This window comes from Halomonas sp. SL1 (assembly GCF_003030865.2).
Lineage (GTDB): Bacteria > Pseudomonadota > Gammaproteobacteria > Pseudomonadales > Halomonadaceae > Halomonas > Halomonas halophila.
This window is the reverse complement of record NZ_PYUQ02000020.1, coordinates 18,706-33,762: the sequence shown is the minus strand read 5'-3', so window position 1 is coordinate 33,762 and position 15,057 is coordinate 18,706. Positions and strand designations below refer to the sequence as shown.

The window sequence follows — 15,057 nt, the reverse complement described above, 5'->3', positions numbered from 1 at the left end:
CCACCGCTCGATTGAGCTAAGTGGGCGTTTTTACTGATGTCCTTGGTCGGAGTAGCAGGATTCGAACCTACGACCTCTGCCTCCCGAAGGCAGCGCTCTACCAAGCTGAGCTATACTCCGATGTCTGCCGTGTCTCTCGGCGACGGATGGGTATTATACGTAGGCGAAGACGGAATGCAAGCCCTTCTTTTACTTCTCCGTCTTCGCCGATCTCCGGCCTCGGGCTCAGTTGCGGCGCTCCACCGCCAGGCGAGCCAGTTCGGCCATGCTGTCGCGGTAGGGGGAGTCGGGCAGGGCATCCAGCTGGGCCAGGGCCTTGGCGGACATCTCCTCGGCCTTGGCGCGGGTGTATTCCAGCGCGCCGGTCTCGTCGACGATGGCCAGCACCTCGTCGAGGCGCTCGAGGCCGCCCTGGCGGATGGCCTGACGGACCACCTTGGCCTGCTCGGCGGTGCCGGCGGCCATGGCCTGGATCAGCGGCAGGGTCGGCTTGCCCTCGGCCAGGTCGTCGCCGACGTTCTTGCCCATCGCCTCGGCGTCGCCCTGGTAGTCGAGCAGGTCGTCGACCAGCTGGAAGGCCAGGCCCAGGTAGCGGCCGTACAGGCGCAGCGCGTCTTCCTGCTCGGGCGTGGCACCGGCGAGCAGGGCGCCGCTGTGGGAGGCCGCCTCGAACAGCATGGCGGTCTTGCCCTGGATGGTCTCGAAGTAGGCGGCTTCGTCCACGTCGGGGTTGCCGACGTTGGTCAGCTGCTGGACCTCGCCCTCGGCGATGGTGCAGGTGGCGGTGGAGAGCACTTCCATGATCCGCATCGAGCCCACGTCGACCATCATCTGGAACGAGCGTGAATAGAGGAAGTCGCCGACCAGCACCGAAGGCGCGTTGCCCCAGGCATCGTTGGCGGTGGCCTTGCCGCGGCGCATGTGGGATTCGTCCACCACGTCGTCGTGCAGCAGGGTCGAGGTGTGCATGAACTCGATCAGCGTGGCCAGGGTGATGTGGCGGTCGCCCTCGACGCCCAGCGAGCGGGCGGCCAGCAGCACCAGCAGCGGGCGCAGGCGCTTGCCGCCGCTGTCGATGATGTACTGCCCGATGGTCTCCACCAGCGGCACCTTGGAGGCGAGCTGTTCGAGGATGGTGCGGTTGACGGCGGCGAAGTCCTCGGCGACGACGGCATGGATGGGCGAGGCGGGGACGGCGTTCTCGAGCTGTGGCGACGAAGGGTTGGCTGACATGAAGGCGGCATCGACGAAGTGGTGGGGGCGGCGGGCGGCATCCGTGCGCGATGCCCCTGGCGCCGGCCTGGGAGTGAGGGTCATGCTATGGGGCCCCCCTTGGGGCGTCAAGGCGCGCGCCCGCGCTGGTGCTCGGGCCGCGCCGGACGCGGCGTTCAGGGTGCCGGCCGGGTTGTCGTCCTGCGCGCGTGCGGTTATAATCCGCGGCCCACTCATCTCGCTCCCTGTCAGATGGTTGCCGGAAGGGGCGCCACTCGAAGCAGGTCGATGAAGAGCCAACCCCCGATGAGTACCGGAGAGACAAGCATGTACGCAGTGATCAAGAGCGGTGGCAAGCAGTACCGCGTTCAGGAAGGCCAGACTCTCAAGCTCGAGAAGCTGGAAGTGCCGACCGGCGACACCATCGAGTTCGATGAAGTTCTGCTGGTGGGTGGCGATGACGACGTCCAGGTCGGCGCGCCGACCGTCGACGGTGCCAAGGTGTCTGCCGAGGTCGTCGCTCATGGCCGTGGCGACAAGGTGAACATCATCAAGTTCCGTCGCCGCAAGCACAGCATGAAGCGTCAGGGCCACCGTCAGTGGTTCACCGAAGTCAAGATCACCGGGATCTCCGCGTAAGCGGTCACTCCCCTGAACGAGCGAGGTATTTGCAATGGCTCATAAGAAGGCAGCGGGCTCTACCCGTAACGGTCGCGATTCCGAATCCAAGCGCCTTGGCGTGAAGCTGTTCGGTGGCCAGTCCGTGGCTCCGGGCAACATCATCGTCCGTCAGCGCGGCACCAAGTTTCACGCCGGCGCCGGCGTGGGCATCGGCAAGGACCACACCCTGTTCGCCCTGGACGAAGGCGTGGTCAAGTTCGAGACCAAGGGTCCGAAGAATCGCAAGTTCGTGAGCGTCGTCTCCGCCTGAGACCGCCCGGACCTGTAGCGAGAAGGCCCCGCCATGGCGGGGCCTTCTTGTATCATGGCGGTATGCACCGCCGGGAGAATGACAGATGCAGTTCGTCGACGAAGCCTCGATCATCGTGGAAGCCGGCAAGGGCGGTAATGGCTGCCTGAGCTTCCGCCGCGAGAAGTACGTGCCCAAGGGTGGCCCCGATGGGGGCGACGGCGGCCATGGCGGCAGTGTCTACCTGATCGGTGACGACGCCCTCAACACCCTCATCGACTTCAAGTACCAGCGCTTCTACAAGGCCCAGAACGGCCAGCCCGGCCAGGGTCGGCAGATGAGCGGCCGCGCCGGCGAGGACCTGCACATCAAGGTGCCGGTGGGTACCACGGTGATCGACGAGGACACCCTCGAGGTGATCGCCGACGTCACCGAGATCGGTCAGGTGGTGCTGGTGGGGCAGGGCGGTCGCCGCGGGCTCGGCAATATCCACTTCAAGTCGTCTACCAACCGGGCGCCGCGGCGCACCACGCCGGGCACCGAAGGCGAGCGGCGCAACCTGCGCCTGGAAATGAAGGTGATGGCCGACGTCGGCCTGCTGGGCTTGCCCAACGCCGGCAAGTCGACGCTGATCCGCTCGGTCTCGGCGGCCAAGCCCAAGGTCGCCAACTATCCCTTCACCACCCTGGTGCCGAATCTCGGCGTGGTGAAGCTCGGTCAGCACGAGCACTTCGTGATGGCCGACATTCCCGGGCTGATCGAGGGCGCCTCCGACGGCGCCGGCCTGGGACTGCGCTTCCTCAAGCACCTGACCCGCTCGCGGCTGCTGTTCCACGTGGTCGACGTGGCGCCCTTCGACGAGTCCGATCCGGTGGAAGCCGCCGAGGCCATCGTCCGCGAGCTGGGCGAGTTCTCGCCGACGCTGGCCGAGCTGCCGCGCTGGCTGGTGCTCAACAAGCTCGACCTGTTGCCCGAAGACGAGCGCGAGGCGGTGGCCGACGAGATCGTCAGGCGCCTCGACTGGGACGGTCCGGTGTTCCGCGTCTCGGCGATCAGCGGCGAAGGCACCGAGGCCCTGGTGCAGGCCGCCCATCGCTGGCTCACCGAGCGGCGCCGCCTCGAGAACGAGGACGAGGAGGTCGCCGAGCACGAGCGCGAGATGCGTCGTCGCATGGAAGAGGAGGCCGTGGCCCGCACCGAGGCCCGACTGGGTCGCAAGCGTCCTCGCGACGACGAGGACGATGACGACGACTTCGATGACGACGACTACGACGTCGAGATCGAATACGCCCCCTGAGGGCGGGCGTAGTAGGCTGGAGGTGCAGCGGGCGGCGCCATCGCGCCGGCCGCTGTGGCGGGCGCGAGCCCGATGAACGCGAGTCGTATCAAGGACGGCGAAGATGGCGAAAGGTGAAGAGGTTCCCGGTCGTGACGCCCTGAAGGGCATGCGGCGGGTGGTGGTGAAGATCGGCAGCGCCCTGCTGACCAACGATGGCCGCGCCCTCGACGAGGCCGCCATCGGTGGCTGGGTCGACCAGATCGCCGCCCTGCATCGGCGCGGCATCGAGGTGGTGCTGGTGTCTTCCGGCGCCGTGGCCGCCGGCATGGTGCGGCTGGGCTGGCAGACGCGTCCGTCGGAAGTGCATGCCCTCCAGGCCGCCGCCGCCGTGGGCCAGAACGGTCTCACCGAGTGCTACGAGGGCCATTTCGGCCGTCACCAGCTGACCACCGCCCAGGTGCTGTTGACCCACGACGACCTCTCCAACCGCAAGCGCTACCTCAACGCCCGCTCGGCCCTGCGCACCCTGGTCGAGCTCGGCGTGGTGCCGGTGGTCAACGAGAACGACACCGTGGTCACCGACGAGATCCGCTTCGGCGACAACGACACCCTCGGCGCCCTGGTGGCCAATCTGATCGAGGCCGATGCCCTGGTCATCCTCACCGATCAGGAAGGGCTGTTCGACGCCGACCCGCGTCACGATCCGAACGCCAGCCTGATCACCGAGGGCCGCGCCGACGATCCGCGACTGGCCGCGGTGGCCGGCGACGGCGGCGCCCTCGGCCGCGGCGGCATGACCACCAAGGTGCGCGCCGCCCGGCTGGCGGCGCGCTCCGGAGCGCTGACCGTGATCGCCAGCGGTCGCCAGCCCGAGGTGCTGACCCGGCTGGTCGACGGCGAGCGCCTCGGCACCTTGCTGACCCCCGACCAGGCGCCGATCGCCGCGCGCAAGCGCTGGCTGGCCGGCCAGCTCCAGGTGCGCGGCACCCTGACCCTGGACGCCGGGGCGGTCAAGGTGCTGCGCGACAGCGGCTCCAGCCTGCTGCCGGTGGGCGTCAAGGCGATCGCCGGGCGCTTCGTGCGCGGCGAGATGGTGCTGTGCGTCGATGAAGAAGGGCGTCGCATCGCCAAGGGGCTGGTCAACTATGGCGTCGATGAGGCGCAGCGTCTGATCGGCCAGCCGAGCCATCGCATCGAGGCGATTCTCGGCTACATGGAAGCGCCGGAGCTTATCCACCGCGACAATCTGGTCGTGCTCTGAGACAGGCGTGGCGGGGCATCCGGCCTTGACAAGGCTGGCAAGCGGTGTCGCTGCGTGATAGTATGCGCCATCCTCTCAGACACGGCCCGTAATCGACTGCGCCACGTCGCGCGGTCGGCCAGATGGCCAGGCCGACGGGGATTTTTGTTTTTCCCTGTTGGATCAAAACGTTATCAAAGCCGCCCTCGCAGGCGGTGACAACTTTCTCCAAGGAGACAGTCAGTGGCTAACAGCAAGCAAGCCCGCAAGCGCGCCCGTCAGGCAGAAGGCCGTCGTGTTCTGAAGGCGAGCCAGCGCAGCATGGTTCGCACCTACGTCAAGAACGTGATCAAGGCCATCAACGGCGGCGACCACGCCCAGGCCATGGACGCCTTCAAGGCGGCCCAGCCGGTCATCGACCGCATCGCCGACAAGGACGTGCTGTCCAAGAAGAAGGCCGCTCGCCTCAAGAGCCGTCTGAACAAGCGCATCAAGGCCCTGGCCGCGTAAGCTCGCCGGACGCCTCTGGGTGCCCGCCGCGTGCGGGCACGCCATCGAAAAACCGGCTTCGGCCGGTTTTTTTGTGCCTGACGATTTTCGCCCGGACTTCACCGGCAAGGGAGCGCACCGTGACCGATACTCCTCCTCAGCCCGCCTCCGACGCCGCTCCGGCCCCCAGGGGCGGCGGCCTGCTGCGTTCGGGCATGGTGGTCAGCGCCATGACCATGCTCTCGCGGGTGCTGGGCCTGGCCCGCGACGTGGTGATCGCTGCGCTGCTGGGGGCGGGACAGGGGGCGGATGCCTTCTTCGTCGCCTTCAAGGTGCCCAATTTCCTGCGCCGGCTGTTCGCCGAAGGCGCCTTCAACCAGGCCTTCGTGCCGGTGCTCTCGGAGTACGCGACCCAGCGCACCCGCGAGGAGGTGCGCGAGCTGCTCGATGCGGTGGCCGGCAGCCTCGCCGCGGTGCTGCTGCTGATCACGGCGCTGGCCATGCTGGCCGCGCCCTGGCTGGTGTGGCTGTTCGCGCCCGGCTTCGCCCGGGACCCGGAGAAGCTGGCGCTGACCGCCGACATGCTGCGGCTGACCTTCCCGTACCTGCTGCTGATCTCGCTGACCGCCTTCGCCGGCAGCGTGCTCAACACCTGGAACCGCTTCGCGGTGCCGGCCTTCACCCCGGTGCTGCTCAACCTGTCGCTGATCGGCGCGGCGCTCGCGCTGACGCCGCTGATGAGCGAGCCGTCGCTGGCGCTGGCCTGGGGCGTGCTGATCGCCGGCGCCGCCCAGCTGCTGTTCCAGGTGCCCTTCCTGGCGCGGCTGGGCCTGATGCCCAGGCCCTGGCCGCGCTTCGCCCACGAGGGCGTGCGGCGCATCCTCAAGCTGATGGCGCCGGCGCTGTTCGGGGTCTCGGTGTCCCAGGTCAACCTGCTGCTGGACACCGTGCTGGCCTCGCTGCTGGCGGCGGGCAGCGTGTCCTGGCTCTACTACTCCGACCGCCTGGTGGAGCTGCCGCTGGGGGTGTTCGGCATCGCCATCGGCACGGTGATCCTGCCGGCGATGTCCAAGCGCCACGCCGAGCAGTCCGGCGAGCACTTCGCACGGATGCTCGACTGGGCGATCCGCGCCGTGCTGCTGCTGGGCATGCCGGCGGCGCTGGCCCTGGCGGTGCTGGCCGAGCCGCTGTTGATCACGCTGTTCCACTACGGTGCCATGACCGACCACGACATCGCCATGGCGGCGATGAGTCTGCGTGCCTATGCGCTGGGCCTGGTGGCCTTCATGCTGATCAAGGTGCTGGCCCCGGGCTTCTTCGCCCGCCAGGACACCAAGACGCCGGTCAAGGTGGGCATCGTGGCGATGGTCGCCAACATGGTGTTCAACCTGATCCTGATCTGGCCGCTGGCCCACGCCGGCCTGGCGCTGGCCACGGCGCTGTCGGCCTTCCTCAATGCCGGCCTGCTGGGCTTCCTGTTGCGCCGCGAGGGCGTGCTGCGCTTCCAGCCGGGCTGGGGCCGCTACGCGGTGCAGCTGCTCGGCGGCTGCGCGGTGATGGGGCTGGGGCTGGCCTGGCTGATGCCGGAATGGCACGCCTGGCTGGATTGGTCGCTGTGGCATCGGGTCGGCTGGCTGGCCGCACTGGTGATCCTGGGGGCGACGGCCTACTTTGCCTGGCTGGCGGCGTTCGGCGTGCGACCGCGGCATTTCCGGATCAACGGCTGATGGCCAAGCCGGCCCGGCTGTCAAGGGGCCCTTGGTCCGTTATAATCGATCCCCTTTCACCTCCAGCGCGATGACGCCCATGCAAGTGATTCGAGGACTGCACAATCTGCGCGACGAACACCGGGGCTGCGTGGCGACCATCGGCAACTTCGATGGCGTGCACCGCGGCCACCAGGCGATCCTCGATCAGCTGCGCGAACGGGCGCGGGCGCTGGGGCTACCGGTCACGGTGGTGGTCTTCGAGCCCCAGCCCCGCGAGTTCTTCGCCGGCGACCAGGCGCCGACGCGCCTGACCCGGCTGCGCGACAAGGTCGAGCTGCTGGCCGAGCACGGCGCCGACCGGGTGCTGTGCCTGCCGTTCAACGACACGCTGCGCTCGCTGACCGCTCGGGCCTTCATCGAGCGGGTGCTGGTCGAGGGCCTCGGCGTGCGCCATCTGGTGGTGGGCGACGACTTCCGCTTCGGCTGCGACCGCCTCGGCGACTTCGCACTGCTCGAGGCGGCGGGCGCGGAGCGCGGCTTCGGCGTGGAGCACACCCGCAGCTTCCTGCTCGACGGCGAGCGGGTCTCGAGCACCCGGGTGCGCACCCTGCTGACCAGCGGCAACTTCGCCCAGGCCGCGCGCCTGCTGGGCCGGCCCTATCGGCTCGCCGGTCGGGTGGTGCGCGACCGTCAGCTGGGTCGTACCATCGGCGTGCCCACCGCCAACCTGCCGCAGTCGGCCCGCGCCCTGGCGCTGCAGGGCGTCTATGCGGTGGTCGCCGAGCTGCCCGACGGCCGCCGCGCCGAGGGCGTGGCCAACGTCGGCTGGCGACCCACGGTGGGCAGTCAGCGGCCGGTGCTCGAGGTCCACCTGTTCGACTTCGACGGCGACCTCTATGACCAGACCCTGAGCGTGGTGCCCTGCGCCAAGCTGCGCGGCGAGGTGAAATTCGATGGCCTGGACGCCCTCAAGACCCAGATCGGCCTCGACCAGGCGCGTGCCCGGCGCTTCTTCGCCACGGCGGACGATTCTCTTCCTCTGGCATCGGCGCCGTTGGCGCGCGAGGCCGTGACTTCCGATTCCTCGGCGGGCCAGCCCGCCGACCACGACGACGGCTGACCCCCAGGATATGAGCGACTACAAGCACACTCTGAACCTGCCAGAAACCGACTTCCCGATGCGCGGCATGCTGCCCAAGCGCGAGCCCGCGCGGGTGGAGCAGTGGAAGGAGATGGACCTCTACCGGCGCCTGCGCGAGGCGCGTCGAGGCCGCGAGATCTTCGTGCTCCACGATGGCCCTCCCTACGCCAACGGCAGCATCCACATCGGTCACGCCGTCAACAAGATCCTCAAGGACATCATCGTCAAGTCGAAGAACCTGGCCGGCTTCGACGCCCCCTACGTGCCGGGCTGGGACTGCCATGGCCTGCCGATCGAGCACAAGGTGGAGACCACCCATGGCAAGCACTTGGAGGCCGAGCAGGCCCGCGGGCTGTGCCGCGAGTACGCCGCCGAGCAGATCCAGGGCCAGCTGTCCGACTTCGTGCGCCTGGGCGTGATCGGCGACTGGGACAACCCCTATCGCTCCATGGACTACGCCAACGAGGCCGGCGAGATTCGCGCCCTGGCCGACATGGTCGAGGGTGGCTTCGTGTTCAAGGGCCTGAAGCCGGTCAACTGGTGCTTCGACTGCGGCTCGGCGCTGGCCGAGGCCGAGGTGGAGTACGCCGACAAGAAGTCCGACGCCATCGACGTGGCCTTCGCCTGCGCGGAAGACGACAAGCTGGCCGCGGCCTTCGGCCTCGAGGCCCTGCCCAAGCCGGCCGCCGTGGTGATCTGGACCACCACGCCCTGGACCATCCCGGCCAACCAGGCGCTGAACGTCCATCCGGAGTTCACCTATGCGCTGGTCGACACCGGCGAGCGCCTGCTGCTGCTGGCCGAGGAGCTGGTGGAGTCCTGCCTCGAGCGCTTCGGCCTGGACGGCGAGATCATCGCCACCGCCACCGGCGAGCGCCTGGAGCTGATCGCGTTCGCCCACCCGATCTATGAGCGCCGCGCGCCGATCTACCTGGCCGACTACGTCACCATCGACGAAGGCAGCACCGGCATCGTGCACTCGGCGCCGGTCCACGGCGTCGACGACTTCGACTCCTGCCGTCGCTACGGCATGGACTTCAGCGACTTCATCAGCGTGGTCAAGGGCGACGGCGTCTACGTCGACGACCTGCCGTACTTCGGCGGCCAGCTGATCTGGAAGGCCAACCCGCACATCGTCGACAAGCTGCGCGAGCTCGGTGCGCTGATGGCCCACAAGACCATCAGCCACAGCTACATGCACTGCTGGCGCCACAAGACGCCGGTGATCTACCGCGCCACCGCCCAGTGGTTCGTCGGCATGGACCTGATCGGCCGCGACGGCCGCACCCTGCGCGAGAAGGCGCTGGAGGGCATCGAGGCCACCGCCTTCACCCCGGCCTGGGGCAAGGCGCGCCTGCACTCGATGATCGCCAACCGCCCCGACTGGTGCATCTCGCGCCAGCGCAACTGGGGCGTGCCGATCCCGTTCTTCCTGCACAAGCAGACCGGCGAGCTGCACCCGCGCACCGTGGTGCTGATGGAGCTGGTCGCCCAGCGCGTCGAGGCCGAGGGCATCGACGCCTGGTTCCGCCTGGACGCCGCCGAGCTGCTGGGCGACGAGGCCGGCGACTACGAGAAGGTCACCGACACCCTGGACGTGTGGTTCGACTCCGGCACCACGCACCGCCACGTGCTGCGCGGCTCGCACCCGCACGGTCACGAGTACGGCCCGCGCGCCGATCTGTACCTGGAAGGCTCCGACCAGCACCGCGGCTGGTTCCACTCCTCGCTGCTGACCGGCTGCGCCATCGACGGCCACCCGCCGTACCGCGGCCTGCTGACCCACGGCTTCACCGTGGACGCCCACGGTCGCAAGATGTCCAAGTCGATGGGCAACGTGGTCGCGCCGCAGGAAGTGATGGACAAGCTGGGCGCCGACATCCTGCGCCTGTGGGTCGCCTCCACCGACTACGGCGGCGAGATGGCGGTCTCCGACGAGATCCTCAAGCGCACCGCCGACGTCTACCGGCGCATCCGCAACACCTCGCGCTTCCTGCTGGCGAACCTCAACGGCTTCGACCCGGCCAAGGATGCCCTGGCCTTCGGCGACATGCTGGCCCTGGACCAGTGGGTCGTCGACCGCGCCGCCCAGCTGCAGGCGCGCATCGAGACCGCCTACGAGGAATACCGCTTCCTCGACGTCTACCAGCAGGTGCACGGCTTCTGTGCCCGCGAGCTCGGCGGCTTCTACCTGGACGTGATCAAGGACCGCCAGTACACCACCCAGGCCGACTCGGTGGCGCGCCGCAGCGCCCAGACCGCGCTCTACCACGTCGTCCAGGCGCTGGTGCGCTGGGTGGCGCCGATCCTCTCCTTCACCGCCGAGGAGATCTACGAGCACATCCCGGGCAAGCGCGGCAAGAGCGTGCTGCTGCAGGAGTACTACACCGGGCTCGAGACCCTGGGCGACGACGCCGAGATGGGCCGCGAGTTCTGGGAGCGGGTGCTGGAGATCAAGCAGGCCGTCAACAAGTGCCTGGAAGACGCGCGCAACGCCAAGACCATCAAGGGTAGCCTGGCCGCCGAGGTCACCCTCTACGTCGACGATGCCCTGCGCGAGACCCTCGACAAGCTGGGCGACGAGCTGCGCTTCGTGATGCTGACCAGCGAGGTCCACCTGGCGCCCTTGTCTGATAGCGAAAAGCCTCAGGGTGAGGGCGCCGAGGGCACCGAGCTCGAGGGCCTCAAGGTCGCGGTGGCCGCCAGCGGCCATGCCAAATGCGAGCGCTGCTGGCACCATCGCGAGGACGTGGGCACCCACGAGGGGCACGACGACCTCTGCGGCCGCTGCGTGAGCAACCTGCCGGACGGCCCCGGCGAGACCCGTCACTATGCGTGAGGTGGGCAGCATGCCCGAGACCGAAAAGGGCGCCCAGGCGGCGCCCATGCACAAGCCGCTGCGCTGGCTGTGGCTGGCCGTGGCCTGGGTCATCCTGGACCTCGGCACCAAGGCCCTGGCCTCCGGGATGCTCGACTACGCCCGGCCGCTCGAGGTGCTGCCGTTCTTCAACCTGACGCTGCTGCACAACACCGGCGCGGCCTTCAGCTTCCTGGCCGACCATCCGGGCTGGCAGCGCTGGCTGTTCGCCGCCATCGCGGTGGGGGCGAGCATCGGCCTGACGCTGTGGATGAAGCGTCTCAGGGCCGGCGAGACCCTGCTGGCGGCCTCGCTGGCAATGGTCATCGGCGGGGCGCTGGGCAATCTCTACGATCGCCTGGTGCACGGCTACGTGGTGGATTTCCTCTCCTTCCACGCCGCCGGCTGGTACTACCCGGCCTTCAACGTCGCGGACATCGGCATCACCCTGGGCGCCATCGGGCTGATCTGGGAGTCGACCATCGGCGAGCGGCGCCGGGCGCGGCGCGCCTGACGCGACCTTCACGACCGTTTCGAGAGAACCTATGAGCGATTCACAAGGCCTGCGCATCGACGAGGGCATGGAAGTCACCCTCCACTTCACCCTCAAGCTGGAGGACGGCACCCAGGTGGACTCCACCCGCGACAAGGCGCCGGCCACCTTCCAGGTGGGCGACGGCAACCTGCCGCCGGGCTTCGAGCAGCCGCTCAAGGGGATGAGCGCCGGCGAGTCCGGCAGCTTCGAAATCTCCCCGGAGCACGCCTTCGGCCAGCACAACCCGCAGAACATCCAGGTGCTCAAGCGCGAGGATTTCTCCACCGACGAGCCCGAGGAGGGCATGGTGATGTCGTTCGCCGATCCGGCCGGCGGCGAGCTGCCCGGCGTGATCAAGAGCGTCGACGACGAGCGGGTGGAAGTGGACTTCAATCATCCCCTGGCGGGGCGTACCCTGACCTTCGAGGTCGAGGTATTGGAGATCAAGCCGGCCACCACGCACTAGGAAAACACTGACTTCCTGCTGCGCTCGATATCCTGGCCGCCGGCGGTGCCGAAGCGTCGGACCGTCGTCATCCTCATGTAGCAGGCGTTAAACGATGCCAACGCATCAAGGCAAGGCAACCCATGCAAGCTAACTCTGTGCAGATCAAGCTGGCCAATCCGCGCGGCTTCTGCGCCGGCGTCGATCGGGCCATCGAGATCGTCAACGGGGCCCTGGACGTCTTCGATCCGCCCATCTACGTGCGCCACGAGGTGGTGCACAACCGCTTCGTGGTCGACAGCCTGCGCGAGCGGGGCGCGGTGTTCGTCGAGGAACTCGACGAGGTACCCGACGACGTGATCGTGATCTTCTCCGCCCACGGCGTGTCCCGCGCCGTTCAGGAGGAGGCCGAGCGCCGCGGGCTGAAGGTCTTCGACGCCACCTGCCCGCTGGTGACCAAGGTGCACATGGAGGTGCTGCGCTACGCGCGGCGCGGCCAGGAATGCATCCTGATCGGCCACGAGGGGCATCCCGAGGTGGAAGGCACCATGGGGCGCTACGACACCTCCCATGGCGGACACATCTATCTGGTCGAGGACGAGCAGGACGTCGCCAATCTCGAGGTGAACGACCCGAGCCGGTTGGCGTTCGTCACCCAGACCACGCTGTCCATGGACGACACCGCTCGGGTGATCGACGCCCTGCGCGCCAGGTTTCCCGAGATTGAAGGGCCGCGCAAGGACGACATCTGCTACGCGACCCAGAACCGCCAGGACGCCGTGCGCGAGCTGGCCGCCGGCTGCGACCTGCTGCTGGTCGTCGGCAGCACCAACAGCTCCAACTCCAATCGCCTGCGGGAGCTCTCCGAGCGGGAAGGGACCACGGCTTATCTGATCGACAACGCCGAGCAGCTCGATCCGACCTGGCTCGAAGGGGTGAGCGCGGTGGGCGTCACCGCCGGCGCCAGCGCCCCCGAGGTGCTGGTGGAGGGCGTGATCGAGCGTCTGCAGGCACTCGGCGCCGCGGCGCCCGAGGAACTCCCGGGCCGCGAGGAGACCATTACCTTCTCCATGCCGCGTGAACTGCGCGAACGGGTGATTGCCAGCGATTAGTCATCTGCCACCTGGGACTGTTCTGGCTCAGCGGGTGTGTCAGGCTTTCGCAGGAGTGAAGAAACCGGGCATATGCCCGGTTTTTTTACGATGATCGGCTGTCGGGAGCCTCTCTGCTGATACATACTGAAACTCGTCGTGAGGCCAGAAGGGAGATGCGCCGGAGCATGAATCGGACACGCCGCAGGGACCGCGCCTGGCACCAGGCCGGCTTTACACTGATCGAGCTGCTGATCGTGGTGGCGATTATCGGGATCCTGGCGGCGATCGCCTATCCCAGTTACACGAGCTACGTGGAACGCGCGCGACTGTCGGACGGTCAGGCGGGCCTGATGCAGGCGGCGGGAGAGATGGAGCGTTGCTATACGCGGCATTACTCCTACAAGGCATCTTGTTTGCAGACGAGAACGTCACCGGAGGGGGTGTACCCAAGGATCAGCTTCGACGGTGACCCGGGGAGCGCGTTCAAGCTAAAGGCGACGGAGGGAACGCGAGTGCCATCCGGCTGTGGAACGATCTGGCTGGAGAGCGATGGAACGAGGGGCCCGGATGGCTGCTGGGAATAACCTATGAAGCGTGCCTCTGGATTCACCCTGATCGAGCTTCTGGTCACCATCGCAGTGGCCATGATACTGGCGACCGTCGCGATCCCGGATTTCCAGCGCATGATGGCCGCGAGCCGGGTGTCTTCTGAATACAATGAAGTACTTGTCGGCCTCAACTACGCCAGGAGTGAAGCGATAAAACGTCGTGAAGACGTGACGTTCACGGTGACGCAGGCCACTCCCTGGCGGTATGGCGTGGTGGATGGCAGCGTCCTGCGCCAACGCAGCGGTGAAGACACACGCACGGCGTTATCCGAGGGCTTTTCCGTGACCTTCGGGCCGCTAGGGAAGCCGACGGGGGGCTGCGCATCGGGGTGCACGCTATTCTTGAGCAACACTTACTCGGATGTCAGGAACCGCGCGATCAGTATCAGCCCAATGGGACGGGTCGGGGAGGCATGATGCCAGTGGCAACGTCCATACAGCGTGGCTTCTCCCTGCTTGAGGCGCTGATCGCCCTGCTGGTGCTTTCCATCGGCCTGCTGGGTGTGGCAGGCATGCAGCTCAAGGCCTTGCAAGGCGCTCATGCTGCCTACCAGCGTTCCATCGCCAGCCTGGCGGCGCAGGATGCACAGGAGAGACTGTGGGCCGAGATGGCCGAAGAGAAAGAGTTGTCATGCCCTTCCGAGAGTGTGGTCAATGGGCACGAAGCGGGTTGGCATGATCAGTGGTCCACTTTTCTTCCAGGGTTGAGCAACACCCCTGTCAATGGCCATGGCGAATGCGAATTCGACATCGATATTGCCTGGGCGGAGGAAAGATTCTCTTCCGAGGGGCCTCCTGCATTCGAGTATCGTGTCAGGCTTCCAGGTCGGGTGGTGCCATGAAGCATAGCCGCGGCTTTTCTCTTGTCGAACTGATGGTGGCTATGGTGATTGGCCTGGTCATCATCCTGGGGGCCGGCCAACTGTTCCTGACGGTGTTTCAGACCCAGCGCCAGGTGGAGGCGCTCGGTGAAAAGCAGGCGGCGGTGAACTTCGCCGTCGAAACCCTGATTAGAGATATTCGCCGCGCCGCCCGAGACACCATTGAGTGGAATGATACCGATAGAGAGTTCAAGTTAACTGTTCGTAACCGGGGCGATGTGGTTTCCGGTTGCAGCCCGGGCGATGAGGTCGATAAGACATATAGGCTGAGCGGCTCTGAACTTCAGGTGCGCAATGATTGTGGTGGTGGTGATTTTCAGTCTGTTGTTTCGGGGCTAGATGCTGATGGGCCAAATAATGGCTTCAATATTAATTTAGATGCCAGTGATGTGGGCAAGGGAATCTGGATGGTTCAGATCGATTTGGTCGCTACAGATTCTTCCGGTGATGCTGATAGCCTGGCCTTTTATGCTGTAAATCGTACTGAAGCCGTTAATGAAAATGGTGGTGTCGACGATGCTGACGGAAGCAGCGGTGGCGAGGCCGAAGAGTCAGATCCAGATGGAGATGGTTACGATGATAATGGCAATCAGTTGTATGCTGACGAATGTTACAACGGTGGTGGTAAATTCAAGCCCCGTTGGTGTGGTATGTAAG

16 protein-coding genes and 1 tRNA gene are annotated in these 15,057 nt (G+C 66.8%); 15 read left to right on the top strand and 2 right to left on the bottom strand.

The window, feature by feature from the left end; genetic code table 11:
• Positions 1-43 precede the first annotated feature (43 nt).
• Both C9J49_RS13620 and ispB read right to left on the bottom strand, forming a co-directional pair.
• Positions 44-120, bottom strand: a tRNA-Pro gene (locus C9J49_RS13620).
• 105 nt (positions 121-225) lie between these two features.
• Positions 226-1,233: an octaprenyl diphosphate synthase gene (ispB, locus tag C9J49_RS13615; RefSeq protein WP_107182423.1), complete on the bottom strand. Its 1,008-nt coding sequence runs from the start codon at positions 1,231-1,233 to the stop codon at positions 226-228.
• A 306-nt stretch (positions 1,234-1,539) separates the two neighbouring features.
• On the opposite strand from ispB, the gene rplU reads away from it, so the two are divergent.
• The 15 genes from rplU to C9J49_RS13540 all read left to right on the top strand — a co-directional run bounded on the left by rplU (position 1,540) and on the right by C9J49_RS13540 (position 15,056).
• Positions 1,540-1,851 (top strand): 50S ribosomal protein L21, encoded by a 312-nt coding sequence (gene rplU, locus C9J49_RS13610; RefSeq protein WP_035592824.1) that lies wholly within the window; start codon positions 1,540-1,542, stop codon positions 1,849-1,851.
• 34 nt (positions 1,852-1,885) lie between these two features.
• Positions 1,886-2,143: a 50S ribosomal protein L27 gene (gene rpmA, locus C9J49_RS13605; protein WP_035592825.1), complete on the top strand. Its 258-nt coding sequence runs from the start codon at positions 1,886-1,888 to the stop codon at positions 2,141-2,143.
• 85 nt (positions 2,144-2,228) lie between these two features.
• On the top strand, positions 2,229-3,419 hold the full coding sequence (gene cgtA / locus C9J49_RS13600; RefSeq protein WP_035592827.1) for an Obg family GTPase CgtA: 1,191 nt from the start codon (positions 2,229-2,231) through the stop codon (positions 3,417-3,419).
• A gap of 103 nt (positions 3,420-3,522) precedes the next feature.
• Complete coding sequence (gene proB, locus C9J49_RS13595) at positions 3,523-4,662, top strand: glutamate 5-kinase (RefSeq protein WP_035592828.1); 1,140 nt, start codon at positions 3,523-3,525, stop codon at positions 4,660-4,662.
• Between the two features lie 222 nt (positions 4,663-4,884).
• The gene (gene rpsT / locus C9J49_RS13590) at positions 4,885-5,151 is read left to right on the top strand and encodes a 30S ribosomal protein S20 (protein ID WP_035592830.1); all 267 of its coding nucleotides are present in this window, start codon (positions 4,885-4,887) and stop codon (positions 5,149-5,151) included.
• Positions 5,152-5,270: 119 nt separating this feature from the next.
• Positions 5,271-6,857 carry a murein biosynthesis integral membrane protein MurJ gene (murJ, locus tag C9J49_RS13585; protein ID WP_258394066.1) on the top strand — a complete coding sequence of 529 codons (1,587 nt, stop codon included), beginning with the start codon at positions 5,271-5,273 and terminating at the stop codon, positions 6,855-6,857.
• 79 nt (positions 6,858-6,936) lie between these two features.
• Positions 6,937-7,959 (top strand): bifunctional riboflavin kinase/FAD synthetase, encoded by a 1,023-nt coding sequence (gene ribF / locus C9J49_RS13580; protein WP_107182422.1) that lies wholly within the window; start codon positions 6,937-6,939, stop codon positions 7,957-7,959.
• Positions 7,960-7,969: 10 nt separating this feature from the next.
• On the top strand, positions 7,970-10,819 hold the full coding sequence (gene ileS, locus C9J49_RS13575; RefSeq protein WP_107182421.1) for an isoleucine--tRNA ligase: 2,850 nt from the start codon (positions 7,970-7,972) through the stop codon (positions 10,817-10,819).
• Between the two features lie 10 nt (positions 10,820-10,829).
• Complete coding sequence (lspA, locus tag C9J49_RS13570; RefSeq protein ID WP_107182449.1) at positions 10,830-11,351, top strand: signal peptidase II; 522 nt, start codon at positions 10,830-10,832, stop codon at positions 11,349-11,351.
• Between the two features lie 31 nt (positions 11,352-11,382).
• Positions 11,383-11,838 (top strand): FKBP-type peptidyl-prolyl cis-trans isomerase, encoded by a 456-nt coding sequence (gene fkpB, locus C9J49_RS13565; RefSeq protein WP_035592834.1) that lies wholly within the window; start codon positions 11,383-11,385, stop codon positions 11,836-11,838.
• Positions 11,839-11,960: 122 nt separating this feature from the next.
• A complete protein-coding gene (ispH, locus tag C9J49_RS13560) occupies positions 11,961-12,929 on the top strand; it encodes a 4-hydroxy-3-methylbut-2-enyl diphosphate reductase (protein ID WP_107182420.1) in 969 nt (322 codons plus the stop codon).
• A gap of 167 nt (positions 12,930-13,096) precedes the next feature.
• Positions 13,097-13,495 (top strand): type IV pilin protein, encoded by a 399-nt coding sequence (locus C9J49_RS13555; protein ID WP_052052325.1) that lies wholly within the window; start codon positions 13,097-13,099, stop codon positions 13,493-13,495.
• 3 nt (positions 13,496-13,498) lie between these two features.
• Positions 13,499-13,936: a GspH/FimT family pseudopilin gene (locus C9J49_RS13550; RefSeq protein WP_107182419.1), complete on the top strand. Its 438-nt coding sequence runs from the start codon at positions 13,499-13,501 to the stop codon at positions 13,934-13,936.
• The gene (gene pilV, locus C9J49_RS17355) at positions 13,936-14,361 is read left to right on the top strand and encodes a type IV pilus modification protein PilV (RefSeq protein WP_258394065.1); all 426 of its coding nucleotides are present in this window, start codon (positions 13,936-13,938) and stop codon (positions 14,359-14,361) included. Before C9J49_RS13550 ends, pilV begins: the two co-directional genes overlap by 1 nt.
• Positions 14,358-15,056: a PilW family protein gene (locus C9J49_RS13540; protein WP_181454304.1), complete on the top strand. Its 699-nt coding sequence runs from the start codon at positions 14,358-14,360 to the stop codon at positions 15,054-15,056. The genes pilV and C9J49_RS13540 overlap by 4 nt, the downstream gene beginning before the upstream one ends.
• Position 15,057: the final 1 nt, after the last annotated feature.

Excerpts from the sequence above, each read along its gene's own strand:
- ribF (WP_107182422.1), top strand. The coding sequence starts at position 6,937 with ATGCAAGTGATTCGAGGACTGCACAATCTGCGCGACGAACACCGGGGC.
- ispH (WP_107182420.1), top strand. The coding sequence starts at position 11,961 with ATGCAAGCTAACTCTGTGCAGATCAAGCTGGCCAATCCGCGCGGCTTC.
- fkpB (WP_035592834.1), top strand. The coding sequence starts at position 11,383 with ATGAGCGATTCACAAGGCCTGCGCATCGACGAGGGCATGGAAGTCACC.
- C9J49_RS13540 (WP_181454304.1), top strand. The coding sequence starts at position 14,358 with ATGAAGCATAGCCGCGGCTTTTCTCTTGTCGAACTGATGGTGGCTATG.
- C9J49_RS13550 (WP_107182419.1), top strand. The coding sequence starts at position 13,499 with ATGAAGCGTGCCTCTGGATTCACCCTGATCGAGCTTCTGGTCACCATC.
- rpmA (WP_035592825.1), top strand. The coding sequence starts at position 1,886 with ATGGCTCATAAGAAGGCAGCGGGCTCTACCCGTAACGGTCGCGATTCC.
- lspA (WP_107182449.1), top strand. The coding sequence starts at position 10,830 with ATGCCCGAGACCGAAAAGGGCGCCCAGGCGGCGCCCATGCACAAGCCG.
- C9J49_RS13555 (WP_052052325.1), top strand. The coding sequence starts at position 13,097 with ATGAATCGGACACGCCGCAGGGACCGCGCCTGGCACCAGGCCGGCTTT.
- proB (WP_035592828.1), top strand. The coding sequence starts at position 3,523 with ATGGCGAAAGGTGAAGAGGTTCCCGGTCGTGACGCCCTGAAGGGCATG.
- rplU (WP_035592824.1), top strand. The coding sequence starts at position 1,540 with ATGTACGCAGTGATCAAGAGCGGTGGCAAGCAGTACCGCGTTCAGGAA.
- ispB (WP_107182423.1), bottom strand. The coding sequence starts at position 1,233 with ATGTCAGCCAACCCTTCGTCGCCACAGCTCGAGAACGCCGTCCCCGCC.
- cgtA (WP_035592827.1), top strand. The coding sequence starts at position 2,229 with ATGCAGTTCGTCGACGAAGCCTCGATCATCGTGGAAGCCGGCAAGGGC.
- pilV (WP_258394065.1), top strand. The coding sequence starts at position 13,936 with ATGCCAGTGGCAACGTCCATACAGCGTGGCTTCTCCCTGCTTGAGGCG.
- ileS (WP_107182421.1), top strand. The coding sequence starts at position 7,970 with ATGAGCGACTACAAGCACACTCTGAACCTGCCAGAAACCGACTTCCCG.